Annotated in this window: 22 protein-coding genes; 12 read left to right on the top strand and 10 right to left on the bottom strand. The window is 69.6% G+C overall.

Going from position 1 to position 25156, the window contains the following annotated elements; genetic code table 11:
• From ACFXHE_RS01885 to ACFXHE_RS01875, 3 genes are all read right to left on the bottom strand, one after another.
• Entirely contained in the window at positions 1–381 is a 381-nt protein-coding gene (locus ACFXHE_RS01885) for a nuclear transport factor 2 family protein (protein ID WP_379378837.1), read from the bottom strand.
• 63 nt (positions 382–444) lie between these two features.
• Entirely contained in the window at positions 445–3708 is a 3264-nt protein-coding gene (locus ACFXHE_RS01880) for a BTAD domain-containing putative transcriptional regulator (protein ID WP_379378835.1), read from the bottom strand.
• Between the two features lie 91 nt (positions 3709–3799).
• Positions 3800–4162 (bottom strand): hypothetical protein, encoded by a 363-nt coding sequence (locus ACFXHE_RS01875; protein ID WP_379378833.1) that lies wholly within the window; start codon positions 4160–4162, stop codon positions 3800–3802.
• Between the two features lie 306 nt (positions 4163–4468).
• Here ACFXHE_RS01875 and ACFXHE_RS01870 point away from each other — a divergent pair, with 306 nt between their 5' ends.
• The 4 genes from ACFXHE_RS01870 (at position 4469) to ACFXHE_RS01855 (ending at position 8768) form a co-directional block, all read left to right on the top strand.
• The gene (locus ACFXHE_RS01870) at positions 4469–5602 is read left to right on the top strand and encodes an LLM class flavin-dependent oxidoreductase (RefSeq protein WP_379378831.1); all 1134 of its coding nucleotides are present in this window, start codon (positions 4469–4471) and stop codon (positions 5600–5602) included.
• Positions 5603–5610: 8 nt separating this feature from the next.
• The gene (locus tag ACFXHE_RS01865; protein ID WP_379378829.1) at positions 5611–6267 is read left to right on the top strand and encodes an FMN reductase; all 657 of its coding nucleotides are present in this window, start codon (positions 5611–5613) and stop codon (positions 6265–6267) included.
• Between the two features lie 52 nt (positions 6268–6319).
• A complete protein-coding gene (locus tag ACFXHE_RS01860) occupies positions 6320–7282 on the top strand; it encodes a DUF5996 family protein (protein WP_379378828.1) in 963 nt (320 codons plus the stop codon).
• A gap of 112 nt (positions 7283–7394) precedes the next feature.
• A complete protein-coding gene (locus ACFXHE_RS01855; RefSeq protein WP_379378826.1) occupies positions 7395–8768 on the top strand; it encodes a bifunctional lysylphosphatidylglycerol flippase/synthetase MprF in 1374 nt (457 codons plus the stop codon).
• 18 nt (positions 8769–8786) lie between these two features.
• On the opposite strand, the gene ACFXHE_RS01850 is transcribed toward ACFXHE_RS01855, so the two are convergent.
• From ACFXHE_RS01850 to ACFXHE_RS01840, 3 genes are all read right to left on the bottom strand, one after another.
• On the bottom strand, positions 8787–9539 hold the full coding sequence (locus tag ACFXHE_RS01850; protein ID WP_379378824.1) for an alpha/beta fold hydrolase: 753 nt from the start codon (positions 9537–9539) through the stop codon (positions 8787–8789).
• Positions 9540–9601: 62 nt separating this feature from the next.
• On the bottom strand, positions 9602–9745 hold the full coding sequence (locus ACFXHE_RS01845) for a hypothetical protein (protein WP_379378822.1): 144 nt from the start codon (positions 9743–9745) through the stop codon (positions 9602–9604).
• Between the two features lie 245 nt (positions 9746–9990).
• The gene (locus ACFXHE_RS01840) at positions 9991–10371 is read right to left on the bottom strand and encodes a hypothetical protein (RefSeq protein WP_379378820.1); all 381 of its coding nucleotides are present in this window, start codon (positions 10369–10371) and stop codon (positions 9991–9993) included.
• A gap of 183 nt (positions 10372–10554) precedes the next feature.
• On the opposite strand from ACFXHE_RS01840, the gene ACFXHE_RS01835 reads away from it, so the two are divergent.
• The 7 genes from ACFXHE_RS01835 (at position 10555) to ACFXHE_RS01805 (ending at position 20889) form a co-directional block, all read left to right on the top strand.
• Complete coding sequence (locus tag ACFXHE_RS01835) at positions 10555–11112, top strand: sigma-70 family RNA polymerase sigma factor (RefSeq protein WP_379378818.1); 558 nt, start codon at positions 10555–10557, stop codon at positions 11110–11112.
• 132 nt (positions 11113–11244) lie between these two features.
• Positions 11245–11706, top strand: coding sequence for a ubiquinol-cytochrome c reductase iron-sulfur subunit (locus ACFXHE_RS01830; protein ID WP_379378816.1), 462 nt, complete (start codon positions 11245–11247; stop codon positions 11704–11706).
• Positions 11707–12071: 365 nt separating this feature from the next.
• Positions 12072–13874 carry an N-acetylmuramoyl-L-alanine amidase gene (locus ACFXHE_RS01825; RefSeq protein ID WP_379378814.1) on the top strand — a complete coding sequence of 601 codons (1803 nt, stop codon included), beginning with the start codon at positions 12072–12074 and terminating at the stop codon, positions 13872–13874.
• A gap of 326 nt (positions 13875–14200) precedes the next feature.
• The gene (locus ACFXHE_RS01820) at positions 14201–15223 is read left to right on the top strand and encodes an Hsp70 family protein (protein WP_379378812.1); all 1023 of its coding nucleotides are present in this window, start codon (positions 14201–14203) and stop codon (positions 15221–15223) included.
• Positions 15224–15379: 156 nt separating this feature from the next.
• On the top strand, positions 15380–16384 hold the full coding sequence (locus ACFXHE_RS01815; RefSeq protein WP_379378810.1) for a diiron oxygenase: 1005 nt from the start codon (positions 15380–15382) through the stop codon (positions 16382–16384).
• A gap of 16 nt (positions 16385–16400) precedes the next feature.
• A complete protein-coding gene (locus tag ACFXHE_RS01810; RefSeq protein WP_379378808.1) occupies positions 16401–17984 on the top strand; it encodes an FAD-dependent oxidoreductase in 1584 nt (527 codons plus the stop codon).
• A 691-nt stretch (positions 17985–18675) separates the two neighbouring features.
• On the top strand, positions 18676–20889 hold the full coding sequence (locus ACFXHE_RS01805) for an Hsp70 family protein (RefSeq protein WP_379378806.1): 2214 nt from the start codon (positions 18676–18678) through the stop codon (positions 20887–20889).
• Positions 20890–21331: 442 nt separating this feature from the next.
• On the opposite strand, the gene ACFXHE_RS01800 is transcribed toward ACFXHE_RS01805, so the two are convergent.
• The 3 genes from ACFXHE_RS01800 to ACFXHE_RS01790 all read right to left on the bottom strand — a co-directional run bounded on the left by ACFXHE_RS01800 (position 21332) and on the right by ACFXHE_RS01790 (position 23451).
• Entirely contained in the window at positions 21332–22096 is a 765-nt protein-coding gene (locus ACFXHE_RS01800; RefSeq protein WP_379378804.1) for an SDR family NAD(P)-dependent oxidoreductase, read from the bottom strand.
• Between the two features lie 116 nt (positions 22097–22212).
• Complete coding sequence (locus ACFXHE_RS01795; protein WP_379378802.1) at positions 22213–22860, bottom strand: HAD family hydrolase; 648 nt, start codon at positions 22858–22860, stop codon at positions 22213–22215.
• Between the two features lie 24 nt (positions 22861–22884).
• Positions 22885–23451, bottom strand: coding sequence for a hypothetical protein (locus tag ACFXHE_RS01790; RefSeq protein WP_379378800.1), 567 nt, complete (start codon positions 23449–23451; stop codon positions 22885–22887).
• Positions 23452–23587: 136 nt separating this feature from the next.
• Here ACFXHE_RS01790 and ACFXHE_RS01785 point away from each other — a divergent pair, with 136 nt between their 5' ends.
• Complete coding sequence (locus tag ACFXHE_RS01785) at positions 23588–24295, top strand: TIGR00266 family protein (RefSeq protein ID WP_379378798.1); 708 nt, start codon at positions 23588–23590, stop codon at positions 24293–24295.
• 15 nt (positions 24296–24310) lie between these two features.
• Here the strand turns inward: ACFXHE_RS01785 and ACFXHE_RS01780 are convergent, their stop codons facing one another.
• The gene (locus ACFXHE_RS01780; RefSeq protein ID WP_379380336.1) at positions 24311–25027 is read right to left on the bottom strand and encodes a sirohydrochlorin chelatase; all 717 of its coding nucleotides are present in this window, start codon (positions 25025–25027) and stop codon (positions 24311–24313) included.
• Positions 25028–25156 lie beyond the last annotated feature (129 nt).

Raw genomic sequence — 25156 nt, 5'->3', positions numbered from 1 at the left:
TTACTCGCCCCCGACCGGCACGGAGCGGGTGAGCTGATCGACCTCCGCGATCCGGCCGTCGGCGGCCAGCCTGCCCACCATGCAGATCTCGGTGGCGGTCGGGCCGGTGGTGCGCAGGGTGGCGTACAGCGTGTAGTGGGCGGCGATGGCGTCACCCGAGAGCAGGGCGCGGTGCACCTCCACCCGCACCGACTCGGCATTCTTGCGCGCGGGGCGGGCGTGCGAGACCAGGGCGTGGCGGTTCAGGCGGAAGCCGTCGTTGCGGTAGTCGATATCGGGTGCGAACCAGCGGTCGACCAGGACAGCGGGATCGTCGGTGCCGAACGCCATCTCCTGCGGATAGGTGGTGAGGTACTCGTGCAGATCGGATTCGTTTCGCATGCGGCCCACAGTGCGGGGCCACTCTCACACCGAGCTCATACCCCGCTCATACGGGCGTCCACGCTACTCACCCCGTCCAGGAAGACCACGGTGTTCGCGCGCCGCCGACAGGCATGTTTCGATCGAGGCAACGGCCTGGGCGCGGGGGAGCGCCCGGCCACGCTCGTAGACGTCCGTCGCCTCGGCTCCGAGCACGGCGTCCAATTCCGTTCGGAGCGCCACGATGTCGGGATTCCGGGCATCGGGCGCACCGCGCAGGGCGTGTCCGGCCCCCAGCGACTCGGCCGCCGCCGCGGCCAGTCCGGCCGCCAGGCAGGTCCGCGCCACCCCGACACTCACTTCGGCGGCCATGGGCATGTCCCGGATCGCCACCGCATTCGCCCAGGCGTCGGCACAGTGCGCGACCGCCGCACCCACCTGTCCCTCGGCCGCCCGCAAGAAGCCCATACGCAGCCCGAACATGGCTCGATACGACCGATCCTCGGTCATGGCCCGATTCAGATCGGCCTCCACGATCCGCAACTGCCGCGCCGACCCGGGCATATCTCCGTCGATCCGCGCGATGTCGGCGGCCAGGAACCGCGCCATCACCGTGTCCCGGGCCGAGAGCGATTCGGCGAGCACCGCATTCAGATCCGTGCGCGCCGCCTCGACCTCACCGGAGTGCAAGCGAATCATGACCAGCCAGATGCGCAGTGCGACAGTGCTACCCAGCTCTTCGGCCGCCGCCAGGGCAGCCGCCATCGCATCGGCCGCGCCATCGAGATCCCCGAGCGTGGCACGCGCGAACGCCAGATACGTCAGGGCCGTCGATTGCCCCCATCGCTCCCCTGCCTCCTCGAAACACGCAGCCGCAGTGCGCAAGTCCTCATCCAGCCGGGCCACCCCCGAGGCATTGGCATTCAGGAAGGACCGCACCAGCCAGAACATTCCCCGAGTCCACGCATCCGGGTGCCCGAGCCACGGCTCCACCACCTCGAGCCCCGCCTCGACCCGCTCGGCCGCCAATTCCACCAGTGCGCAAGCCAATTCGGCCGCCCCATCCCCGCTCGGCTCAGGCTCGACGCCGATCCAGCGGCGGAGGTGATCGGTGTCCGCACCGAGTTCGGCCGCCTGGGCGGCGAGCATGGAGTGCAGGGCGAAAGCGGCCGCGAGCGGCGGATGGGGCCGGACGGCGGGCAGGTGCAGCACCGGCCGGAGCATGCGGACCGCGTCCGCATGCGCTCCGTGCAGAGCCCAGTACATGCCGAGTGCGGAGCCCAGTCGCGCCGCGGTGTGCACGTCGCCGGACTCGTGCGAGAAGCGGAGGGCCGCGAGCAGATTCTCGTGCTCGGCATCGAGGAGGCGCAGCCAAGGGAGCTGATCGTGGCTGCGGAGCCGCGGCTGCGCCCGCTCCGCCAGCGCCAGGTAGTACGCCGTGTGCGCCGCCCGGGTGGAGTCGAGTTCGCCCCGGGCCGTGAGCTGTGCGAGCCCGTACTCGCGGACCGTTTCGAGCACCCGGTAGCGCGGTTGCGGTTTCGGCGCACCGGGATTCGACGGATCGGGGATCGGCTCCAGCAGCTGCAGCAACGACCGGTCGAGCAGGGCCTCGAGCTCGGCGGCAGCGACGCCGAGCGACTCGGGCGCAGCCTGCGTGAACGGGGTGGCGAAGACGGCAAGACGCGCGAGCGCCGTGCGTTCGGCCTCGCCGAGCAGTTCCCAGTCCCAATCCAATACGGCCCGCAGCGTGCGATGCCGCGGGAGCGCGGTGCGATTGCCGCCCGCCAGCACGGTGAACCTGTCGGCCAGCCGCGCGTGCAGCGTGGCCAGCGGCATGACGCGCACCTTCGCAGCGGCCAGCTCCAGCGCCAACGGCAGACCGTCGAGCTGACGGCAGATCTCCGCGACCGTCTCCAGCTCCGGGCCGGACACCGGAAGATCGGGGCGGACCGCCGTGGCCCGATCGAGGAACAGCCGCACCGCCGCATAGCTCGCGGCGTCCGGTGAATTCGGTGACGGCACCGCCAAAGGCGCGGTCTCCCACAGAGTTTCCCCGGTGATTCCCAGCGATTGCCGGCTCGTCGCGAGAATCCGCAGCTCGGGTACACAGCCGAGCAGTTCCCCGGCGAGGTCCGCCACGCCGTCGACGAGATGCTCACAATTGTCGAGCACCAGCAGCGTCGGCGCGGTCGGCAAGGCGTCCGCCAGCAGCCCCACCGGATCCGCCCTCGATGCTTCGTGCCCGCGTGCCAGCACCACCCCCAGGCTCGTCGCCACCGCCTGCGGTACATCCGAAACATCGCTCACCGCAGCCAGTTCCGCCACCCCCACCCCACCCGGAAATCGCTCGCCCAACTCCGCGGCGACTGCCATCGCCAAGCGGGTCTTCCCCGCCCCGCCCGGCCCCACCAACGTCACCAGCCGTGCCCGCCCCACCCGCGCCCCGACCTCGGCCAGCTCCCGCTCCCGCCCCACAAAGCTCGTCAACGGCACCCGCAGCCGCCCGGCCCGCCCCCGGCCCAGCATCTCGCTCCCCGGGCCCGCCCCCGAATCCGGTCGCGCGGTCACCGACGCCCCATGTGCGGCATCATCGATCGGGGGTTGGGTGCGGGGGAGTTCACCGCGCAGCAGTCGGAGGTGTAGCTCGGCCAGGTCGGGGCCGGGGTCGGTGCCGAGTTCGGCGGCCAGCCGGGTGCGGTAGCCATCGAAGGCGGTCAGGGCGTCGGCGGTGCGGCCCGCGTCGTGCAGGCCGCGAATGTGCAGCAGTCGCAGGCGCTCCCGTAGTGGGTACGCCGCGAGTAGTTCCTCCAGCTCGGTGATCAGGAGTGAATTGCCCGGGCGTACGGCCAGTTCGGCCGCGATCACCGATTCTGTCGCGCTGACGCGGAGCTCCTCCAACCTGGTGGCCGCCGCCGCGGCGAAGGGCAGGTCTGCGACATCCGCCAGCGCGGGGCCGCGCCACAGTGCGAGTCCCTCGCGCAGTAGGGCGATCGAGCGCTCGTGATCACCGCGTTCCCCGTTCACCAGACCACCGCGCACCAGCCGCTCGAAGCGGTAGGCGTCCACGGACAGCGCCGAGACCTCGAGGCGATAGCCACCCGCGCCCGACCGGATCCTCACCTCGTCCGGCAGAGCGCGCCGGAGACGGGAAACCAGTTCGTGCAGGGCGTGTTCGGGCCGTGCGGGAATCCGCTCCGGCCATACCGCCTCGACCAGCGCGCCCACGCTCACCGGACGCCCGGGGTCCAGAGCCAGCCGAATCAGCAGTCCGCGCAATCGCGTTCCGGCGACCGGCACCGGGCGGTCACCGGCCACCACTTCCAGCGGACCCAGAATCGCGATGCGCACACCGCGAGTCTGACACGCCGCAACCCGTCTCCGAGTTCCGCTCGACCCCCCGAGCGGCCCGACGCGACGGTCAGTGGATATATAGGACGGGTCAGTGCGCCGTGGACAGTAGGCGGGCTCGCTGGCGAGCCTCGTCCTCGGCGCAGGTAGTGGTCAGGGCGCGGCGGCGGTTGGTGCGGACCGCCGCGCTGAAGAGCTGGTATTCGGCCGAGGGGACGCAGACCTCGCGATAGGGATGTCGGTGCCCGACCCGGCGCTGCGGGCCCGGAATGACCACGCCGCGACGGGGATCGGGGCCGTCCTCCTGCGAGCGCACCCACTTCTGCATGATGCGGGAATCGATACTGGGCAGGTATTCCACCGCACGATCCCATTCCAGGCCCTCCACCTGCATCGGATCGGCGACCGCGGTGACGACAACGGCGTATGCCGTACCGACGGTGTTGTCCGCCATTGGATCTACCCCCTGTCCATGCTCGAGATCTCCGGCGTTGCGCGGGGAATGTTCAGGATACGTCGAAAGATCTTGCACTACTGAGTCTTTCGCTGTACCCACAGGTTGTTTGCGGGTACTCCACAGTCTCCGGTAGGCCGAATCGGCCAGGTGTCGGCGGAATTCCGGCGTTGTGGCTCCGGTTGCTCCGCGGGTGCGGTAGTGGCGCGAATCACCCCGCACTCACGCCCCGGAATACGCCCGCCACCCCCTATGTTCAAGTGGTTGTCATATCCACCAAAAATGGCAGCGACCCGAGGAGGACCCGTGCAGTTCGGAATTTTCAGCGTCGGTGACGTGACGATGGACCCCACCACCGGCCGCACCCCGACCGAGGCCGAGCGCATCCAGGCCATGGTCCGCATCGCCCTCAAGGCCGAAGAGGTCGGCCTCGACGTCTTCGCCACCGGCGAGCACCACAACCCGCCGTTCGTGCCGTCCTCGCCGACCACCATGCTCGGCTACATCGCGGCGCAGACCGAGAAGCTCGTGCTGTCCACCTCCACCACCCTCATCACCACCAACGATCCGGTGAAGATCGCCGAGGACTTCGCCATGCTGCAGCACCTGGCCGGCGGCCGGGTGGACCTCATGATGGGCCGCGGCAACACCGGACCCGTCTACCCGTGGTTCGGCAAGGACATTCGCGACGGCATCCCGCTCGCGGTGGAGAACTACCACCTGCTGCGCCGCCTGTGGCGCGAACAGCGGGTGGACTGGGAAGGCAAGTTCCGCACCCCGCTGCAGGGCTTCACCGCCACCCCCGCCCCGCTCGACGGCACCCCGCCGTTCGTGTGGCACGGCTCCATCCGCTCGCCGGAAATCGCCGAGCAGGCCGCCTATTACGGTGACGGCTTCTTCCACAACAACATCTTCTGGGACCAGCAGCACACCCGGCAGATGGTGAACCTGTACCGCCGCCGCTTCGAGCACTACGGGCACGGCGCCGCCGAACAGGCCATCGTCGGACTCGGCGGCCAGGTCTTCATGGCCGAGACCGAGGCCGAGGCCAAGCGGATCTTCCGCCCCTACTTCGACAATGCGCCCGTGTACGGGCACGGCCCGTCGATGGAGGACTTCACCGAACTGACCCCGCTCACCGTCGGCACCCCCGAACAGGTCATCGAGCGCACCCTGGGCTTCGCCGACAATGTCGGCGACTACCAGCGGCAGCTGTTCCTCATGGACCACGCCGGCCTCCCGCTGGACATGGTCCTCGAACAGCTCGAGATCCTCGGCAAGGAGGTCGTCCCGGTGCTGCGCAAGGAATTCGAGGCGCGCCGCCCCGCCGGAGTGCCCAGCGATCCGCCCACCCACGCGTCGCTGGTCGCCGCCGGACCGGACGCCCCGCACCACCTGGTCGAGCCCGCCCGCGAGCGCCTGCTCGCCGAAAAGAACTGAGGACGAGCATGAGTCGCAAACTCGTAGTGCTGACCGCCGGGCTCTCGCAGCCCTCCTCCACCCGGCTGCTCGCCGACCAGCTCGCCGCCGCGGTCACCGCGGCGGTGGGCGGGCGCGGGGAGAGCCTCGAGGTCGAGGTCATCGAACTGCGGGAACTGGCAAGCGATCTCGCCACCACCATGACCACCGGCGGGCTGCCCACGCCCGCGGTGGCCGCGGCCCGGCAGCGGGTCTCCGACGCCGACGGCATCATCGCGGTGACACCGGTGTTCACGGCCAGCTACAGCGGCCTGTTCAAGATGTTCATCGACGTCCTCGACACCGATGCGCTCAATGGCATGCCGGTCCTGATCGCCGCCACCGCGGGCACCGCCCGACATTCGCTGGTGCTCGATCACGCCATGCGTCCGCTGTTCACCTACCTGCGGTCCGTGGTGGTACCGACCGGCGTCTTCGCCGCCACCGAGGACTTCGGCTCCACCGGACTGGCCGAGCGCATCCACCGCGCGGCCGCCGAACTGGCCCAGCTCATGGTCGCCGAACCCACCGGCGTCCAGGGCTTTCTGCAGGACGAGCCGGTCCACCGACGCAGCTCCGGCAATGGCGTCGGCGCGGTACGCCCGTTCAGCGAGCTGCTGGCCGGGCACGCCGGAGACGGTCGGTAGCCGCACGCCCGAGTCGGGCGGTAGTCGACCGGTCGCTGGGTAGCATGAGCGAATGGCCGAGGAAATACTGCCCGCCATCCCGCTCGACTCGTGGCGGCCCACCAAGGAAACTCTCCACCGCTACGCCCAGATCATCGGCAAGGTGGCGCTGGCCAAAGGGATCAGACGCAACCACTGGTGGCACCTGACCTACCGGCTGACCGCCCGCGGCTGGACCACCGTCCCGCTCGGCACCGCAACCGAGGGCCCGGTCTTCACCTGCTCCTTCGACTTCTTCGACCACGTGCTGCGGATCTGCAACGACCGCGGCACGGAGGAGGAGGTCCCGCTCGCGGGCCAGTCGGTGGCGAGCTTCTACGTCGAGGCCATGAACGCGCTGCGCAATCTCGGCGTCGAGGTGGTCCTGGCCCACTCCACCCCCTTCGACCTGCCCGACCACGGCCGGCCCTTCGACGAGGACGAAGAACACCGCACCTACGACCCCGCCGCCGCCCGGCGCGCGTTCCACGTACACAGCCAGGTCGGGCGCATCCTGGAAGAATTCAGCGCCACCTACTCCGGCAAGATCAGCCCGGTCCAGCTGTTCTGGCACACCTTCGACCTGTCCGTGCAGCGCTTCTCCGACCGCAAGATCCCGATGCCCGACAGTGTGGATCCGGTCACCCGCGAGGCGTATTCCCGGGAGGTGATCAGCGCCGGATTCTGGTTCGGCGACGACAAGACCCCCGCCCCGACCTTCTACTCCTACACCGCGCCCGAGCCCGCCGGACTCAGCGATCGGCCGCTCCGACCGGCCGAGGCCCACTGGGTGGTCTCCGGGTCCGGCCACAACGCCTACCTGCCCTACGACGACGTCCGTACCAGCGCCGACCCCGTCGGCACCGCCCTGGACTTCTTCCAATCCCAATACGAGGCCGGATCGAGTCTCGCGGGCTGGGACGCGGTCGGTCTGGCCTGCAACAATGGCATCACCGACCCCGTGCTCACCTCGCCACGGCTGGGTTGGCCGGAATAACTCGGTGCCTCGAATCGTCTCTCCGACATAGTGTGTTGGAGAGGGAGATGCGGAGGACTCACCATGGGGAGAGGGCCCGTGAGACTTTCGCATGTGGAGAAAAGGGGTCCAGATGCGTGAGCAACGCATACCGAATCCGACGTTGACCGCGTATCGGGAAACCACCTTCACCGCCGGACCCAGTACCCGTGTCGGCCTGATGGGCGCGCTGGTCCTGGGCAGCGTGATCCTGGTCTGGGCGGCCGAGCGGGCCTCCCGCGAGGGCAATGACCACGGCTGGTTCGTGGCGGTGTCCTTCGCCGGGCTGTTCGTGGCCCGCGGGCTGTACCTGCGCCGGCCCATCACCCTGCCGCACCTCACCTACGCGGCATTGACCCTGGTGGTCTCGAACTTCAGCTATCGCACCGACCACCCGGTGGTCGGCTTCGTCTTCCTCGCCGCCAGCGGCGCCATCCTGGTGCTGCCGCAGGGCAGCAAACCGCAGCCCGAGCAGCTGCCCCGGGTGGCCGAACTGGTCCGGCGCAGCCAGGGGGATCCGCTGGCCCCCTTCGCGCTGCACTCGTCCAAGACCTACTTCTTCAACGAGAACGGCTCCGCCGCCATCGCTTACCGGGCCCGGCTCGGAATCGCGGTCGTCTCCGGCGATCCGATCGGCGACCCCGGCCGGTTCCCCGAATTGCTCACCGAATTCTCGCTCTTCGCGGGCAGCCACGGCTGGCGCATCGCGGTCCTGGGCGCCAGCCCGGAGGTCACCGAGATCTGGCAGCGGCGGGCGGTGGATCACCGCGGGCTGCGTGCCATCGCCGTCGGCCGGGACGTGATTGTCCACGTCGACCGCTTCGACATGGTCGGCCGCAAGTACCGCAATCTGCGGCAGGCGGTGAGCCGCACCAAGAACTTCGGCGTCACCACCGAGATCCTCCCCGAGGTCGCACTCACCGAACCCCAGCGCGAGACGCTGCTGGCCATCGTCGACGAGTGGGGGAGCGGGCGGCAGACCCGCGGCTTCTCCATGATCCTCGACCACCTGCTCGACGGCCGGCACCCCGGCATGCTGGTGGTGATCGCCCGCGACGCCGACGGCCAGGTGGTGGGATTCCAGCGCTACGGCGCCTCCGACAACGGCCAGGAACTCAGCCTGGACGTGCCGTGGCGGCGGCGCGACGCACCCAACGGGCTCGACGAGCGCATGATCGTGGACCTGGTGGAGTACGCGCGCGAACACGGGATCAAGCGAATCTCGCTGGCCTTCGCGGCGTTTCCGGAGATCTTCGCCGACAAGCACCGGTCGCGGACCATGCAGACGGTGTATCTCGCCGTGCGGCTGGGCGATCCGCTCATCCGGCTGGAATCGCTGTACCGATTCCTGCGCAAGTTCAACGCCTTCGGCGATCAGCGCTACGTCCTGATCCGCTGGCGCGAGGTCCTGATCGCGGCGCTGGCATTGCTCACCCTGGAGTTCGTCCCCCACCGCAAGCAGTATTAGCCAACTCTCGGGCGCTTCTCACCGCAGGAAGTCGACCAGGGCGGCGGAGAAGGCGGGGTTGGCGACGGCGGCGAGGTGATCGCCGGGGACAACCACACAGGTGGCATCGGGCAGGGCGGCGGCGAGGCGTTCCGGTTCGGCCGCGAACGGATCGTTGTCGCCCGCCAGCACCAGGGTGGGAATGGTGATGCCGGACAGGGATTCGATCGGGGCCTCGTGCAATCCGGTGGCGAGCATCGCGATGGCCTCGCGGTCCGCGCCCAGGGCGTCGGCCAGGATGCGGAACATGCGAGCCTGGGGGACCGCACCGGAGCCGTCACCGGACATGGCGGTCGTGAGGTCCGCGGCATCGATGACGCGCCAATCGATTCCGCCGCAGTCCACCACGCCGCTGCCGATGCCGCCGATGGCCAGCCGCTCCACCCGCTTGTCGGCGCCCGCGACCAGCAGCGAGATGATCGCGCCCATCGAATAGCCGGCCAGCGCGACGCGATCCAGCCCGAGCTCGTCGAACAGCGCGCGCAGGTCGTCGGCCATGGCCTGCCACGAGTAGCGGGCCGGGTCGTGCGGCTTCTCGGAGCGGCCGTGGCCGCGCGCGTCCAGCGAGATGACGTGACGGCCCGCCCGCTGCAGCGCCGAGACCACACCCACGCTCATCCAATTGGCATTGGTGTCCGCCACGATTCCGTGCTGCAGCACCACCGGAACGCCCTCGCCCTCCCACACGCGGTAGTTGAGCTCCAAGCCGTCCCAGGTGGTGAATTTCGCCATGGCCGCGATGCTATCGGTGCGATTCGATCATGCGACAGTCTTCGCGCCGATTGCCCGCGGTCCTAGCCCATCCGCGCCATGATCGCGCGCGGCAGCAGCGGCATCACCGATCCCAGTACCCGCCAGGGCCATTCGGGCACGGACGCGCGCACCGCCTCCCGCTCGATGGCGGCCACCATGGAATTCACGCCCTTGTCCAGCGGCACAACCAGTTTCGCGTTCCCGGCCTTGGCCGCCGGTGGCGATGAAGCCCGGCGGCACCGTGGTCACCCGGATCGGGGTCCCGCGCAGCTCGATGGCCAGCCCCTCGCCCAGCGCCGTCACGCTCGCGCCCAATCCGGAGCTGGCGCCGGTGATGAGAATCTTCCGCCTGGTCATGCGGCCACCCTGGCCGCGGGATGCGCTCGGAAGGGGCCGCGGGCAAGCCCCCGGAACCCCTTCCGAACCGTGGTCACCCGAACGAGCCCGTACTGGGTCGCGCGGGCTGCAGATGCCAGGTCCCGCAGTTCTCGGTCGAGAACCCCACATCGGTCGCCTTGATCTCCACCGTGATCGGCTTCGTCCGGGTGAAGTCGCTGGCGATGATGTAGTAGTTCGGGTCCGGATAATCGCCCGGCTGCTGGACCTTCCACAGCCGCCGCCAGAAGCACGCGCCGGCGCCTGGATCCGGCGTCCCGTCGCCGATGTACGTGCCCGGCTTGATATCCACATTGACCAGATACGTCCCGTCCACCGTGATATCGGTGGCCGGTTCGGCGGCCGCAATTCCGGTTGCGGCCATTGTCAGCGCGGAAGCGAATGCTCCCGCGACCACGAGCGCGCCTGCACGCACGGTGTTCCTCCCTGAGCAGCTCACTGCACCGCACGGTTCCCGGCGTGCGGCGTCGGGACAGATCCCCGCATCTCCCGGGGAGGGTCTATCAGAGATTGCGGTCTGTTTTCGGTAAATCGGGAGGTTTCGGAGAATTCACAAACTCGAGCGATGCCCTTTCGGCTCCCGCGACGATATTCAAGCATGGGAAGTCTTCGCCCGGTCAGCACCGGCTGCGCCGACCACTGCGCCCGGCTGTGCACCGACGCGGGCCTGGCGGCCGTCCTGGCCGCCGACCGCGGCCTGTTGCACTGGCGGGCCATCAGCCGCCTCGGCGACCCCGGCCTCGCCGAACACGCCGTGCAGGAGACCCTGTTGCGGGCGTGGCGCGCCTGCGCCAGCTACGACCCGGATCGGGGCAGCGTGCGCACCTGGCTGCTCACCATCGAACGCAACGTGCTCATCGATACCGCCCGCTTCCGGGCCGCCCGCCCCGGTGACACCAGCTGGGACCAGATCGGGGAGCAGGCCGAGAACCGCTGCGCCCGCCCCGACTTCACCGAGGCGCTGACCGACGGGCTGCTGGTCGCCGACCTGCTGGACCAGCTGCCGCCGCCGCAGCGCGACGCCATTGTTCAGGTGATCCTGCGTGATCGCGCCTACCAGGATGTGGCCGCCGACCTGGGCATACCGGTCGGCACCGTCAAGACCCGGGTGCACTACGCCCTGCGCTCGCTGCGCCGATTGCCGATCAGCGCGTGACCCGACGCCGGAGGAGGTAGGTTCCCGGCGGCCGCAGGCATGTCGCGGATAGGTGAACCCACGGACCCCCTCCACACGTCGAACAAGCAGCGGCCGATCCACATCGGCTCGGCCCCGAGCGAGGAGTTACCGATGACCGACACCACCCCGGCCCCCGGCGGGTTCCGCATGGACCGCCGGACCGCCCTGGCCACCACCGCGGTCGCCGCGACCGCGCTCACCGTGGCCGGTTGCAGCAGCACCTCCGACAAAGCGGCCTCGGCCGCACCCAATCCGGCCCCCGCCAAGAACGATCCGGCCGCCGCCAAGAAACAGGGCAACGTCCTGGCCAATACCAGCGACGTTCCGGTCGGCGGCGGCATCATCAGCGGTGACACCGTGATCACCCAGCCCGTCGCCGGCACCTTCGACGGGTTCTCGTCCACCTGTACCCACCTGGGCTGCAAGGTGAATGCCGTCGAGGGCGGCCTGATCAAGTGCCCGTGCCACGGCAGCACATTCAACCTGGACGGCACGGTCGCCGGCGGTCCCGCACCGCGCGCGCTGGACGCCAGGGCCATCCGCGTCGACGGGGATCAGATCGTCTCGGCCTGATCCCACCCATCGCCGAGCTCGACGCCGGGGAGAGTGTCGAGCCGCCCCGAGCCCGGCTCGGGGCGTGTTGCGTTACCTGCTCTCCACACCGACCCGACCGCCCCCGCACGCCTCGAGCTGCGGGGGCGGATTCGTCCGGGCGCGTCGCCCGGGTGGGGGCTGCGAAGTGCGGGATAGTGGGCGCAGTGGTCTTTTGCCCATTACGGCCGGTTGCGCCCAGGATGGTGATTTTCGGACGTCTGACCACTGGTAACGGTTCCATCACGAAGCTTGCCAGAAAGTAACTGGTGTTGCCAGAGTGAACAGCTGGGTCTTGTGTTACTAGTGGGAAGGGAGGGGCGCTCCGCCCCGAGCGCCGTCCGCTTATGAAGCCAAGCATCACTAAGGCCGGAATCTGCACCGCCGTCACCGCCGCGGCGATCACCACCGTGGCCGGGATCGTCCCGGTCGCCGCCCTGGCCGCGCCCGCGCTGCCGGAGCTGCCCCAGAAGCTCGCCGGGAAGACCATCTTCCTGGACCCGGGCCATCAGGGCGACAATCACACTCAGGATGAGAACAAGCAGGTCAGCGATGGTCGTGGTGGCACCAAGGCGTGTCAGACCACCGGCATGACCAGCCTGCACGGCGTTGCCGAGCACACCATCAACTGGAATGTCGCGCAGTTGGTGCGCACCTCGCTCGAGGGCCTGGGCGCGCACGTGGTCATGAGTCGCCCCGACGACACCGGCTGGGGTGGCTGCATCGACGATCGGGCCAAGGCCGCCAATGCCTCCGGCGCCGATATCGCCCTCAGCATCCACGCCGACAGCGGTCCCGCCGACGGGCACGGCTTCCACCTCATCGTGCCGGCGCTGCCCGTCGCCGACGCCAAGGTCAACGAGGTGCAGGGCGGCGCCGGGTTGACCGCCAGCAAGGCCATGCGAGATGCCTACGTGCAGAGCGGGTATCAGGTCGCCACCTACAACGGGGCGGTCGACGGACTCCAGACCCGCTCCGATATCGCCGGGCCCGCGCTGACCGCGGTGCCGGACGTATTCCTCGAAATGGGCAACGGCGCCAATGCCGAGGACGCGCAGCAGCTGGAATCCCCCGAGGGACAGCTCAAGCACGCCGTGACCATCACCACCGGGATCGCGTCCTACCTGCTCGGCGTGCCGGTGCCCGCCGACGCCGGGCCGGCGTCCGAGCCGGGAATGCAACCGGGACAACAGGTTCCGGCGCAGCCCGCCGAGCCGCAGCCACAGCCCGCGCAGGCCCCCGTCCCGGCGCCGCAGGCCGGCGCTCCTGTGGAATCGAATCCGGCTGCGGCACAACAGAATCCTGCTGCGGCGCAGACACCGCAGGCGGCGGTTCCGCAGGCGCAGCCGGCCGTGGTGCCGGTGCAGGCGCCCCCGGCCGCTGCTCCGGCGACGTCGGCCCAGCCCGGGCAGACTCCGGCCCAGGTGGGACAGGCCCCGGCGCAACCGGAGCCGACGCCTGCTCAGCAGGGGCAGACGTCGACGTTCCCGGCGCAGCTTCCCGGGTATGCGGCGGCTCCCGCGCCATTGCAACTGAATCCGGCTCCGGCGCCACGGAATCCGGCTCCGGCGCAGCAGCCGGGTGAAGCGGCGCTCGAGGGGAGTCTGCAGGTCGCCCAGCAGCTCGCCGATCAGTTCCTGAAGACCTGGCTGCAGTCGCAGACGCCGGGTACCCAGCCGCAGACCGCGCCGCAGCCGGGCACGCCGCCGCAAACCGGCGCCCAGCCGCAGGCGGTGCAGCCCGCACCGCAGGCGCAGACCAAGCCCGTCGCGCGGCCGATCGCGGATCAGCTTGCGCCGCAACGGCAATCGCCGGGCACTACGGGCGGTCAGGGGACTCCGGCCACGCCGGCCGTCCCGGGTACGCAGTCGACCCCGGGCGTGCAGGCCCCGGGCGCGCAGGCCCCGGGCGCGCAGGTTCCGGGCGCGCAGGCCCCGGGCGCGCAGGCCCCGGCGACCGACAAGAATTCCAAAACCAGTCGTCTGGATGGCATTTCCGTGAGTTCGCTGGTGCAGCTGGCCGTCAAGTTCCTGGGCCCGCTCGCCAAGATGCTCACGGGCGATTCCGGACTCGCTTCCGACGCGGTCAATCTGGCCTACAGCCTGGTGTCGGTGCTGAGCAGCACGTTGCTGAGCACGGCCACGAAGTAGTCCGCATCAGTGCGGTACGAATCGCCCCCCGCTCCGAATCCTCCGGAGCGGGGGCGATTTTCGTCCACATCGGCCCCATCCGAACCGCTCGGCATCCGGTGCGCGCATTGGGCGAACAATCGACATTGGGCAAACATTCCGCGATCCGAACGCGCGTTGGGGTGACTCGCCCTCGACTGCCTGGACAGCGGGGTCGTGGCAGCTCACCGGCGCATGAGCGGACAACCGCGTGTCCGGTGGTTGGCAAGCATCCGGCGCAGGAGTTGCATGAATTTCGGGTCGGGTCAAACGGCCGGCGTAATCGACTCGTCGATCGAGGTGGATGGATGGCGCTCGGTGTGGGTTTGAGTATCGGCACGGTGAATACGGTCTGCTCCACGGCGGCGGATCGATCCGGAAAGCTTCCGCACGGCCGTCGGGGTGCGCCTCCGGCCACCTGGCGCACCACCCTCACCTTCGACAGTTCGGGCACCGCCCGGGTCGGCCGCATTCCCCGGCACGGGCGGGTCATCACCGAATTCGCAGACCTCACCCAGCGGGGTGCTCCGGCCGCGCGGGTCGGACATCGGGCGCTGTCGGCCGCGGATCTGGTGGCGACGGTGGCCTACAGCGTGGTGGCGGAGGTGCTGGGGCAGGCGCCGGCGGGGCCGCTGGGCGCCGGTGACACGGGAATCGCGGTGACCCATCCGGCCGGATACCCCGCGGACCTGGTTGCCGAACTGCGCACCGCCCTGGACGGTGTCGGCCTCACCCGGGCCACGCTGGTGGCCGAGCCGATCGCCGCCGCGTCCTGGCTGGCCGCCGAACGGGGGCCGCTCACACCGGGTTTGGCGCTGGTCTACGACCTCGGCGGGTCCGGGCTGGATGTCACGCTGCTGCGGGTGGGCATGGGCGCGCCGAGCAATCCCATCGTCGGATCGTCGCTGCACTCGGTCGAATACGGGGGCCGGGCCTTCGGGGACCTGGTGGCGCGCACGCTGCGGCGCACGGCCGGATCGCAGGTGGTGCCGCGCGGGCTCTCGGACGCTGATTCGGGCGAGTTGCGCAGCGAGCACATTCGCCGTTCGCTGGCGCTGGTCTACCGGTGCCTGCGTGTCGCGGACGTCACCATGGCCGATGTGGATCGGATCCTGGTGGTCGGCGGCGCGGCGCGGCCGCCGGAGGTGGCGCAGGTGCTCGCCGAGGAGCTGGCGCGTCCGGTGATGGTGGCCTCCGATCCGGAGCGCACGATCGCCGATGGCGCTGCCATCGCGGCCCGGCAGGCGCTGATCGCCCAGGATGCGGGGAGCCATCGGCCTCGTTCACTGACGGGTCTGTTCCGGCGCGTCACCAGGGTGGCAGCAGTCTGAGTGATCATTTGTCCTGCTACTCGCCGGTTCGCCGCGGCCTCGCGTGTTAATCGGCGCTAACTCGTGCAAGCATCTTGCGAACGGGCTGTTGACGCCTCTCCTGTTTGGTGTAACTATGGGGTACACATAACGCCACTGACTGGAGAGGTGACGACGATGTCTCCGACCACGACCCCCCTTGACGACCCCGTGGTTGCCGAAGCTCAGGAGTACGCCAACAAGCTGCTGCTGCTCTCGGAAGGGTCGGTGAACAAGCACTTCGACCCCTACGAGGACATCGACTGGGACAACCCCGACTTCGACGCCAACGCCCGCCCCGAGCGCTGGATCCTGCCGGAGTCCGCGGACCCCCTCGGCCGCCACGACTGGTACCAGTCGCTCACGGTGGAGCGGCAGATCGAGGTGGGCAAGTACCGGCAGGCCAATATCGCCAAGGTCGGCCTGCAGTTCGAGTCCATCCTGATCAGCGGCATGGTGAACCACACCTTCTCGCTGCCCAACGGTGACGCGGAGTTCCGCTACTGCACCCACGAGATGGCCGAGGAACTCAACCACACCCTGATGTTCCAGGAGATGGTGAACCGCATCGGCGCGGACGTCCCGGGCATGGGCCCGCTCGTCCGGCAGCTGCGCCTGCTCGGCGTGCCGGTCGCCATCGCGTTCCCCAATCTGTTCTTCATGGCGGTGCTCGCCGGCGAGGAGCCGATCGACCACATCCAGAAGCAGATCCTGCGCTCGGGTGAGGAGGTGCACCCGATCATGCGCGGCGTCATGAGCATTCACGTCGCCGAGGAGGCGCGCCACATCTCCTTCGCGCACGAGTTCCTCAAGCACCACGTGCCGGAGCGGAACGCGGCCAACCGCTTCATCCTGTCGATCGCCATGCCGATCGTCATGTTCATCCTGGGCCGCTCCATCGCGACCCCGCCGAAGAAGTTCTTCCAGGAGTTCGACATTCCGGAGCAGGTGCGCAAGGAGCTGTTCTACGGCTCCAAGGAGGCCAAGCAGGTCTTCAGCGACTACTTCGTCGACGTGCGCGCGCTGGCCCACGAGATCGGCCTGATGAACCCGATCTCCAAGCGGGTCTGGAAGCTGCTCGGCATCGACGGCCCGGCCTCGCGCTACCGCTCGGAGCCGATCCGCTCCGGCAAGGCCGCGTAGGGGAGGGGGACGTACAGTGCCGTACGTTGTCACCCAATCCTGTTGCAGCGACGCGTCCTGCGTCTACGCCTGCCCGGTCAACTGCATCCATCCGACCCCGGACGAGCCGGACTTCCTGACCGCGGAGATGCTCTACGTCGACCCGCAGGCCTGCGTGGACTGCGGGGCGTGCGCCACCGCGTGCCCGGTGGACGCCATCACGTCGTCGAAGAAGCTGACTTCCGAGCAGCTGCCGTTCATCGAGATCAATGCCGACTTCTACCGGCAGGAGCGGCCGCGGCCGCTGCTGGCGCAGCCGATTCCGGCTGCGGAGGTCAAGCCCGGACGGGAGCCGCTGCGGGTGGCGGTCATCGGCTCCGGGCCCTCGGCCATGTACGCGGCCGACGAATTGCTCACGCAGCCCGGTGTTTCCGTGACCGTGTTCGACAAGGTGACCACGCCCTACGGCCTGGCCCGCTTCGGTGTCGCGCCCGATCACACCAAGACCCGCAGGGTCGGGGACCTCTTCGACGTGATCTCGGCGCAGCCGGGCTTCGGGTCCTACCTGAATGTGAATGTGGGACAGCATGTCTCGCACGAGGAGCTGCTGGCGCACCACCACGCGGTGATCTACGCGGTCGGTGCGTCCTCGGACCGCAAGCTCGGGATTCCGGGGGAGGGGCTGCCGGGCAGTACCTCTGCCACCGACTTCGTGGCCTGGTACAACGGGCACCCGGATCAGGCGGGCCGGTTCTTCGACCTGTCGCACCGGCGCGCGGTGATCGTGGGCAACGGCAATGTGGCGCTGGACGTCGCGCGGATTCTCACCGCCGATCCGGAACTGCTGGTCGGCACCGATGTCTCGCAGCGGGCGCTGAATGCCCTGCGGCGCAGCAATATCGAGGAGGTCGTGATCCTCGGGCGGCGCGGTCCGGCCGAATCCGCCTTCACCGTGCCGGAATTCGTGGGCCTGCTGGGCGCGGATGTCGACATCGTGGTCGAGGGCGAGATTCCCGAGATCGTCGAGGGCATGTCGCAGAAGGTCGAGCACAAGCTGAAGCTGTTGCGCGGCTTGGCTGATCGGCCCGTGAGTGGTCGCAAGCGTATCGTCTTCCGGTACCTGTCGGCGCCGGTCGCGATCGCGGGCGTGGACCGGGTGACCGGGGTCGAGGTGGTGCGCAACGAGCTCGTCACCGGCGATGACGGTGCGGTGCACGCGGTCCCGACCGGGGAGATCGAGACCCTCGACGCCGGGCTGGTGCTGACCTCGGTGGGCTACCGGGGTGTGGCCCTGCCGGGCGTGCCGTTCGACGAGCGGGCCGGGGTCATCCCGAATCTGGACGGCCGGGTGCTCGAAGAGTCCGGCGGCTCGGTGGTGCCGGGTGCCTATGTCACCGGCTGGATCAAGCGCGGTCCGACCGGGTTCATAGGCACCAACAAGTCCTGCGCGCAGCAGACCGTGCGTCAGCTGGTGGACGACTTCAATGCCGGCCGCCTGGTGCAACCGGCGCACAGCGCTGGCGATTTCGACCGACTGGTCGGTGATCGTCAACCGCACGCCATCCGGGGCGGCGCGGTCAACCGCCCCCGTCGCAAGCTTTCCCTGATGGTGCGCCGCTGACCCACCCTTGTCAGCGCCGCCCATGAAGGCCGTCGCACGCCAACCCCCTGCGCGTGCGGCGGCCTTCGCCGTTTCGTCCCTTTTGCGGCTGGTATTCACCTGCCTCGGTGGGCTTCTCGTGTCACCGGTGATGACTTTTTGTGCTGGGCAACGTATCCGGTCGCGCTTCGGCTGCGAATTTTCGGGCGCGGTGCGGGGTGCACTGTACCGATGTTGTTGTGCGAGTTGTAATGCTGTGTTTGCTCGCTGCGACATTTGCGGCAGTAGAGAAGAGTTCATTGCGAATCACGGACGGTGAAGCGGCTCGCGTGGGGTAATCCAGGGCAGCTACCGACCAGTGATCGGTAGTCCGCACCCCCGTACCGATACTGCGGTCTGATTTTTCGGACACTCTTCGCCTACCGGTCGGTATGAATTATTTGTTCGCTGAGTTGTAGCTGCTGAGAAAGACTGTTCAGTTGCTTTCATTGTGCAGTTGGATTCGATCTTGTTCGGACGATTGCGTGACCAGTAGATTCGCTATCTTCGCTACTGGACGCGAAATCTTTTCTCCCAATCCGATATTCGAGTACCGCAATCGCCAGCTAACCTGAACGCGCTGTTTGGAAAACGACCGCGACCACATGGTTGGTACGCCCGTGGGCCGTGGTCTCGGTGCGTTGACGGGATGGCAATGACAGTTGGCTTTGGCATGAGCATCGGCACAGTGAACTCCGTCTGGGCGACCACGGCCGGTGATCGGAACCGGCCCGCGGTGCGCGTTCGTCGGACCGCCGTCACCTTCGACAGCGCCGGCGGCCCGCAGATCGGGGGCATTCCCCACTTCGTCCCGGTGGTCACCGACTTCGCCGATCTCACCAGCGAGCCGGACCCGGTGGTCATCGGCGGTCGCATCTGGTCCCCGGCGGACCTGGTGGCGGCCGTGGTGAACGGGCTCATCGAGACCAACGCCCCCGAGGCCCCCGCCGTAACCACCTATCCCGCTTGCTATTCGGACAAACACGTCACGCGATTGCGGCGGGCACTGGACTGGTCCGGCGCCGCCGATGTCATGCTCATGCCCGAGCCGGTGGCGGCGGTGGAATGGCTCGACGAGGAATACGGCATTTCCGAATCCGGGCTCACCCTGGTCTACGACCTCGGCGGGAACGCCCTGGACGTCGCGGTCGTGCGCACCGAGTCCGATCGCGACGAACGCGGCATCCTCGGGCGGGCCGAACGCTCGCACGACTACGGCGGACGGCCGCTGGGCACTCTGCTGGCCCGCTACGCGCGCAGCATCGCACCCGGCTCGACCCAGCCGGTCTCGGCCGTGGTGCCCGCCTCCGACACGAATCGCCTGCGCAGCTGGCACATTCGCAATTCGCTACGGTTGGTGCGCTCGGTCGTGCACAGGGCCGGGCTGCACATGGAGGAGATCGACCGGGTCCTGCTGATCGGCGGCGCGGCGCGCCCCGCCGAGGTGGCCCGCGTGCTGTCGGACCTGGGCCGCCCGGTCGTCATGTCGCCCGATCCGGCCAATACCGTGGCGGTGGGTGCGTCCATCGCCGCCTTTCACAGCGCGGACACCGGCTCCGCCATCGCCCGATACGCCCCCCGCGCCGCCGTGATCTCCGGCGCCGCAGTGGCTTCCGCGCTCGCCATGTCCGCCGCCACCGTACTCGGTGGGCCCGTCGCCGGACCGCCCGGACTCCAGGCCGCCCCCGAACCGGCTGACCCGTCCGCCGGGACCACGGCCCTCGGCACCCACGATGTCATCGTCCTCGAGGATGCCGGCGCGCCGCCCGGCACCGGCACCCACGCCATCGCCACCGTGGCAGCCGTCCGCGCCTACGCCCCGCTGGCCCCGACCGTCACCCCCACCTGGGTCGACGGCCACCCCGTCGACTCCACCGGCGGCGGCACCCACTGCGAAACCCGCACTGTCACAGGCACGGTCAGCACCTACGGCAACCCGGCGCAGTTCACCAACCCCCTCCCGTTCCAGAACCCCGCCCTCGGCGGCTGGACCGTTGGCTCGTACTTCGGCCAGGTCCCCAAGGTCAGCGTCCCCGGCACCCTCCCCGGCGGAACCATCCCCGGCGCAACGCAACCCGGAACCCAACCCGGCACGGGCCAGCCTGGTACCGGTCAGCCCGGCGCGGGTCAGCCCGGTACCGGTCAACCCGGCGCGGGTCAGCCTGGCACGGGCCAGCCTGGTACCGGTCAACCCGGCAGTGGCCAGCCCGGCGCAGGGCAGCCCGGCACCGGTCAACCCGGCGCAGGGCAGCCTGGTGGCACAACTCCCGGAAGTACTTCGGGCGGAACCCAACCCGGTACCCCAGGTGGAATACCGGGAGCCGGAACCGCGGGCGGTTCGAAGCCGGCCGGTTCCGCCCCGGGCACCTCCACCGGCGGAACCAACACCGGCGGCAATCCAGGCACCTCGACCCCCGGCAGCGGTACCCCAGCAGGCGGTGGCGGCAGCACTCCGGGCGGCGCAACCGGCGACCCGGCGGGAGCCAACACGGGCGGTTCTCCGAGCGGTTCCAACCCTGGTGGCTCGAACCCGGGTGGTTCCAACCCTGGTGGCTCGAACCCGGGTGGTTCCAACCCGGGTGGCTCCAAGCCTGGCGGCTCCAAGCCTGGCGGAACCGGCGCGGGCGCAACCTCTCCCGGAGGCTCGACCCCCGGTGGCGGTTCCCCTGGTGGCTCGATCGGCGGCGGCACCCATACCGGCGGCGCGAACACCGGCGGCAACGCCTCCGGCGGCGGCTCCCCCAAGGGAGGCGGCCTCGGCGGCGGCATGGGCAGCCCCGGCGGCTCCTCGCCCGGCGGCAGCCACGGCGGCATGGGTGGCGGCGGCATGGGTGGCGGTATGGGTGGCGGTGGCAAGGGCGGAGGTGGTGGCGGTGGCCACCGCTGATCCCCTGCGGCACTGTGCATCCCGTCGGCCGGGGTCGTTCGGCCGCACCGCGGATCCCGCCGCGGCGGTCCTGGCGGCACTGATTTTCGGTGGGCGCCTGCATCGTTCGGACGCTGGACCTGTGGTGGGCTCGATTCGTAGTGGGCGAAGGCTTTTCGACAAATCCCCCATCGGGCGTGTTCTCCCGCACGCCGGTGGGGGTTGCGGGGGAGATCGGGCGGTGGCGTCCCACCATCGGCCCGCTCCCCACGGTGACGTAGGTGGCCGGCGGGACTGACCAACCCGCCCCACCTCGTCCCCGGGCTCGGACGAGCGGCAGCTCGCCCGCACGGACCGGCGATGACGGAGTGGCGGACCTGCAACGTCCGCGTCCCCATCGTCGAAAGTGACCGGCCCACCTCGCGTTTCCTGTGCCCGGGCGCGGTGGTGGGCCAGTCGCGGGTCAGCGGGCGGTGAAGCCGCCGTCGATGGCGAGGGCCGCGCCCGTGATGAAGCTCGCCTCGTCGCTGAGCAGGTAGGCGCAGAAGGCGGCGATTTCCGCGGGGCGGGCGATGCGGCCGAGGGGGTGCAGGGCGGCGATGGCGGCCTCGCCCTCCGGGGTGGCGCCCATGGAGGCGCGGAAGGCGGGGGTGTCGACCGCGCCGGAGACCAGGGCGTTGACCCGGATGGACCGGTCGGCTGCTTCCATGGCGACGGCCCGGGTCAGGCCCACCACACCGTGTTTGGCGGCGACATAGGGCGCGACCTGCGCCATACCGACGACGCCGAGGTTGGAGGCATTGTTGAGGATCGCGCCACCACCGCTGGCCGCGAGCGCCGGAACCTGGTGCCGCAGGCCGTAATAGACGGCCGTCAGGTTGAGTTCCAGATCCGCCCGCCACCCGGTCTCGTCGATGTCCTGCACCGGACCGAAGGCATTGACCGCGCCCGCATTGTTGAAAGCCGCGTCCAGGTGGCCGAATTCGGTGACGGCGGCCCCGGTCAGCCGTTCCACGTCGGCTTCGACGGTGACGTCGGTGGGCACGAACAGCGCGCGTCCGCCCGCGGCCCGGATCTCCTCCGCCATCCGGTCACCGGCGTCCTTGCCGCGTGCCCCGAGTACCACGGCCCCGCCCTCGGCGGCGATCCGCCGCGCCACGGCCGCACCGACTCCCGAGGTGGCGCCGGTGATCAGAACGACCTTGGATTCGAATCGAGCATCCGTCATGACTGCATTCCCCTTGCGGTAGAGATGATTTCGTTGACGTGTCATAGTCAACGCCGCGAGGGTAGCGGTCGCTGGCGGAAAACCGCCGCCATACTTGATGTGTCATCTAACGGGAATCAAGCCGGTGCGAGGAGATCTGGCAGCTCGTCGAGTCCGTCGACAATCGTCGCCCGCGCGGCGTCGGGCTGCTCAGCGGTCAGGTACCCCCAGGGTCCGCGCCGGATGAGCACCGGCATCATGCCCGCCGCCAGGACCGGCAGCACGTCATTGTCGACCCGATCCCCGACGTAGCAGATCTCGCCGGGCATGACCCCCGCCACCTCCGCGACTCGCGCGAAGAACTCGGGATCCGGCTTCTCCAGCGCCCATTCGGCCGAGGTGTACACCGCGTCCACCGGCAGCTCCATCCGCTCCAGTGCCGATTTTGCCTGCGGCGGTTGGTTTCCCGCGATGATCACGCTGATGCCACGCGCCCGCAGCTCGCCCAGCGCCCGCCGCACATCCGGGTACAGGTCGTCGGCGTCGAAGTTGTTGCGCAGGCTCTCCGGCTCCTCGGCGGCCCACGCGACCTGCTCGGCCTCGATATCGATGCCCGGCCGCACCAATTCGAAGGCGTCGGTGAGCGGCCGCCCGGAGGCTGCCATGCCGCCGATCACGCCCAGGAACGCGAAGCGCGGCACGCCGAGCCGGTCGGCCCATCGGCACCAGATGCGCGTCTCGTCGATCAGCGTCTCGCCCACATCGAATACCGCAGCCTTGATCATTCGCCCAGCGTATCGGGCGGTGGTTCAGTGTTGTGCGTTGAGGAAGCCGATGACGGTCGCGCCCCACCAGCACAGCTGCGACACCAGTCCGGTGGCCGCGCCCCAGGTCAGCAGCCGCGGCGTCAGCGGGCGCTCGCCGCGCTCCTGCAGGCGGCGGTTGAGCGCGCACGCCTGAATCCCGTTGAGCGTCAGCACGAGTACCAGCGCCAGCTTGGTGCGGGTCATGGTGGAGGCGAGATTCGGTTCCAGCACGCAGCCGCTGGCCACCAGGCCGGCCAGGCCCAGCCAGATCGGCAGGTGCAGGCGGCCGACCGCCTGCAGGGTCTCCGTCAGCCCGAGACGTCCTGCGGCCCACCGAAGGACGAAGGAATCGGCCATGAGGACCCCGCCGAAACCCACCACCAGCGAGGCCAGGTGGACGAACAGCCCGCCGGTGTGCACGGCCGGGCTGGTGGTGACGTGGGCGGCGATCCAGACGGCGGCCGCGAAGGTGCCGGTGGCCAGTAGTGCCGCGGCGGACACGATTCGCCACGAATCGTCCGGGAGTCCCGCCGTCCCGGTGTGATACCGGGCGTCACTGGTCTGGAGCATGGCCGAGCCTTCTATTAGGTAAGGGAATCCTAAATTACTAAGAAGGTCGTCCTGGTGGCAAGTCGGCAACGATCCCGCGGCGGCTCGCATCGAGGCACACTGGTGTGAGTTGTTGTGCGCGGGAGGGGAGAACCTGATGGACGCCAGGATTCGCGGAACCGTCATGCCGGTGCTCGAGGTCGCACTGGACCCCGGTGACCGGCTCATCGCCGAGGCCGGCCAGCTCTCCTGGATGACCGACTCCATCCGCCTCAGCACCTCCACCCGCGGCGCCGCGGGCGGCGTCTTCGGCGCGGTCCGCCGCGCCATGGCGGGCGCGGGCCTGTTCATGACCGAGTACACCGCCCACCGCGATCCCGGCCGGGTCTCCTTCGCCGCCAAACTCCCCGGCCAGATCCTGCCCGTGCCGATCGGCAAGGGGCGCGAATACCTGGTGCACCGGCACGGATTCCTCTGCGCCGCAGGCGATGTCCGCGTCGCTCTGAGCTTCCAGCGCCGCCTGGGCGCGGGCATCTTCGGGGGCACCGGCTTCACGCTGCAGCGCCTCAGCGGCGACGGCTACGCCTGGGTCGAGCTCTCCGGCGAGGTGGTCCAATACGATCTCGCCCCCGGCGAAACCCTCCGCGTCCACCCCGGCCACGTCGGATTGTTCGACGCCTCGGTGGATTTCGACATCACCATGGTCAAAGGCATCCGCAATGTGCTCTTCGGCGGCGACGGCCTCTTCCTCGCCGCCCTCACCGGGCCCGGACGAGTCTGGTTGCAGTCCTTGACCATCACCAACCTCGCCCACTCCCTCATTCCCTACCTGCCCATCCCGGAAGTCGGCGCCCAGCAGCGCTGACGCAGCCGTACGACGTCAGGCCGAGAGTTCGAGGGGGAGGGCGGCGGTGGCGTAGCGGTCCAGGGCCACTTCGGCCAGGAGCGGGTGCGCGCCGATGGTTTCGGCGTGCGGCAGTTGCGGCAGGGCGTCGTGCAGCCGGTCGGTGAGCAGGCCCGGGGCGAGGAACCAGGGCGCGACCAGGACGCGGTCCGCACCGCGGGCCCGAAGCCGGGCGAACGCCTGCTGCACCGTGGGTTCGGTGGTGGCGAAGCAGATTTCGGTGTCCCAGCCGGTCATTGCGGTGAGCAGCCGTGCCACGTCACCGGTGCGGGTATTGGCGGCCGCGGACGAGGAGCCCACGGCGGCAACGGCAATGCCCCAGCGTGGACCGGCGGGCCGGCACGCGCCGTGGGCGGCGTCGGTCAAGGTCGCGGGCAGGGCGTCCGCGGTCATGGCCGCGACGATGCGATCCCGCAGGGCGATGATCAGATGCGGATCGGGGCCGAGCACTTCGGCCTGGGTCAGCCGCAGCCGGGGATGCCGGGCGCGAGCGGCCTCGAGCATCCCGGGCAGGTCCACCCGGGCATGAAAGGCACTGCCCAGCAGCAGTGGAACCACGATGGCATGCGAATGCCCGTCGGCCGCAACCGCATCCACGACTTGATCCACCGAGGGCGTGCTCAGATCCAGAAACGCCAGGCGGACATCGAGATCCGGCCGCTGGGCCGCGATGCGCGCGACCACAGCTCGCATGGTCGCGGCCGAGCGCGGATCCCGGCTGCCGTGCGCCACGGCGATGAGCGCGGGCGCGTCCTCGATCCGGAAGGGGCGGGCCGGGCCGCCGCGCACCGTGGACAGCGTCCCCGGTGCGCGGTGCGCGGC

Source organism: Nocardia sp. NPDC059229 (genome assembly GCF_042754165.1).
GTDB lineage: Bacteria > Actinomycetota > Actinomycetes > Mycobacteriales > Mycobacteriaceae > Nocardia.
Note: the sequence above shows the minus strand (reverse complement) of the source record. Positions and strands in the feature narration are given on the sequence as shown.

Bases quoted from the DNA above. Each gene is read 5' to 3' on its own strand.
- ACFXHE_RS01795 (WP_379378802.1), bottom strand. From the start codon at position 22,860: ATGATCAAGGCTGCGGTATTCGATGTGGGCGAGACGCTGATCGACGAG.
- ACFXHE_RS01820 (WP_379378812.1), top strand. From the start codon at position 14,201: ATGGCGCTCGGTGTGGGTTTGAGTATCGGCACGGTGAATACGGTCTGC.
- ACFXHE_RS01865 (WP_379378829.1), top strand. From the start codon at position 5,611: ATGAGTCGCAAACTCGTAGTGCTGACCGCCGGGCTCTCGCAGCCCTCC.
- ACFXHE_RS01855 (WP_379378826.1), top strand. From the start codon at position 7,395: ATGCGTGAGCAACGCATACCGAATCCGACGTTGACCGCGTATCGGGAA.
- ACFXHE_RS01875 (WP_379378833.1), bottom strand. From the start codon at position 4,162: ATGGCGGACAACACCGTCGGTACGGCATACGCCGTTGTCGTCACCGCG.
- ACFXHE_RS01850 (WP_379378824.1), bottom strand. From the start codon at position 9,539: ATGGCGAAATTCACCACCTGGGACGGCTTGGAGCTCAACTACCGCGTG.
- ACFXHE_RS01835 (WP_379378818.1), top strand. From the start codon at position 10,555: ATGGGAAGTCTTCGCCCGGTCAGCACCGGCTGCGCCGACCACTGCGCC.
- ACFXHE_RS01815 (WP_379378810.1), top strand. From the start codon at position 15,380: ATGTCTCCGACCACGACCCCCCTTGACGACCCCGTGGTTGCCGAAGCT.
- ACFXHE_RS01780 (WP_379380336.1), bottom strand. From the start codon at position 25,027: ATGCGAGCTGTGGTCGCGCGCATCGCGGCCCAGCGGCCGGATCTCGAT.
- ACFXHE_RS01830 (WP_379378816.1), top strand. From the start codon at position 11,245: ATGACCGACACCACCCCGGCCCCCGGCGGGTTCCGCATGGACCGCCGG.
- ACFXHE_RS01860 (WP_379378828.1), top strand. From the start codon at position 6,320: ATGGCCGAGGAAATACTGCCCGCCATCCCGCTCGACTCGTGGCGGCCC.
- ACFXHE_RS01885 (WP_379378837.1), bottom strand. From the start codon at position 381: ATGCGAAACGAATCCGATCTGCACGAGTACCTCACCACCTATCCGCAG.
- ACFXHE_RS01785 (WP_379378798.1), top strand. From the start codon at position 23,588: ATGGACGCCAGGATTCGCGGAACCGTCATGCCGGTGCTCGAGGTCGCA.
- ACFXHE_RS01800 (WP_379378804.1), bottom strand. From the start codon at position 22,096: ATGACGGATGCTCGATTCGAATCCAAGGTCGTTCTGATCACCGGCGCC.
- ACFXHE_RS01825 (WP_379378814.1), top strand. From the start codon at position 12,072: ATGAAGCCAAGCATCACTAAGGCCGGAATCTGCACCGCCGTCACCGCC.
- ACFXHE_RS01790 (WP_379378800.1), bottom strand. From the start codon at position 23,451: ATGCTCCAGACCAGTGACGCCCGGTATCACACCGGGACGGCGGGACTC.
- ACFXHE_RS01805 (WP_379378806.1), top strand. From the start codon at position 18,676: ATGAGCATCGGCACAGTGAACTCCGTCTGGGCGACCACGGCCGGTGAT.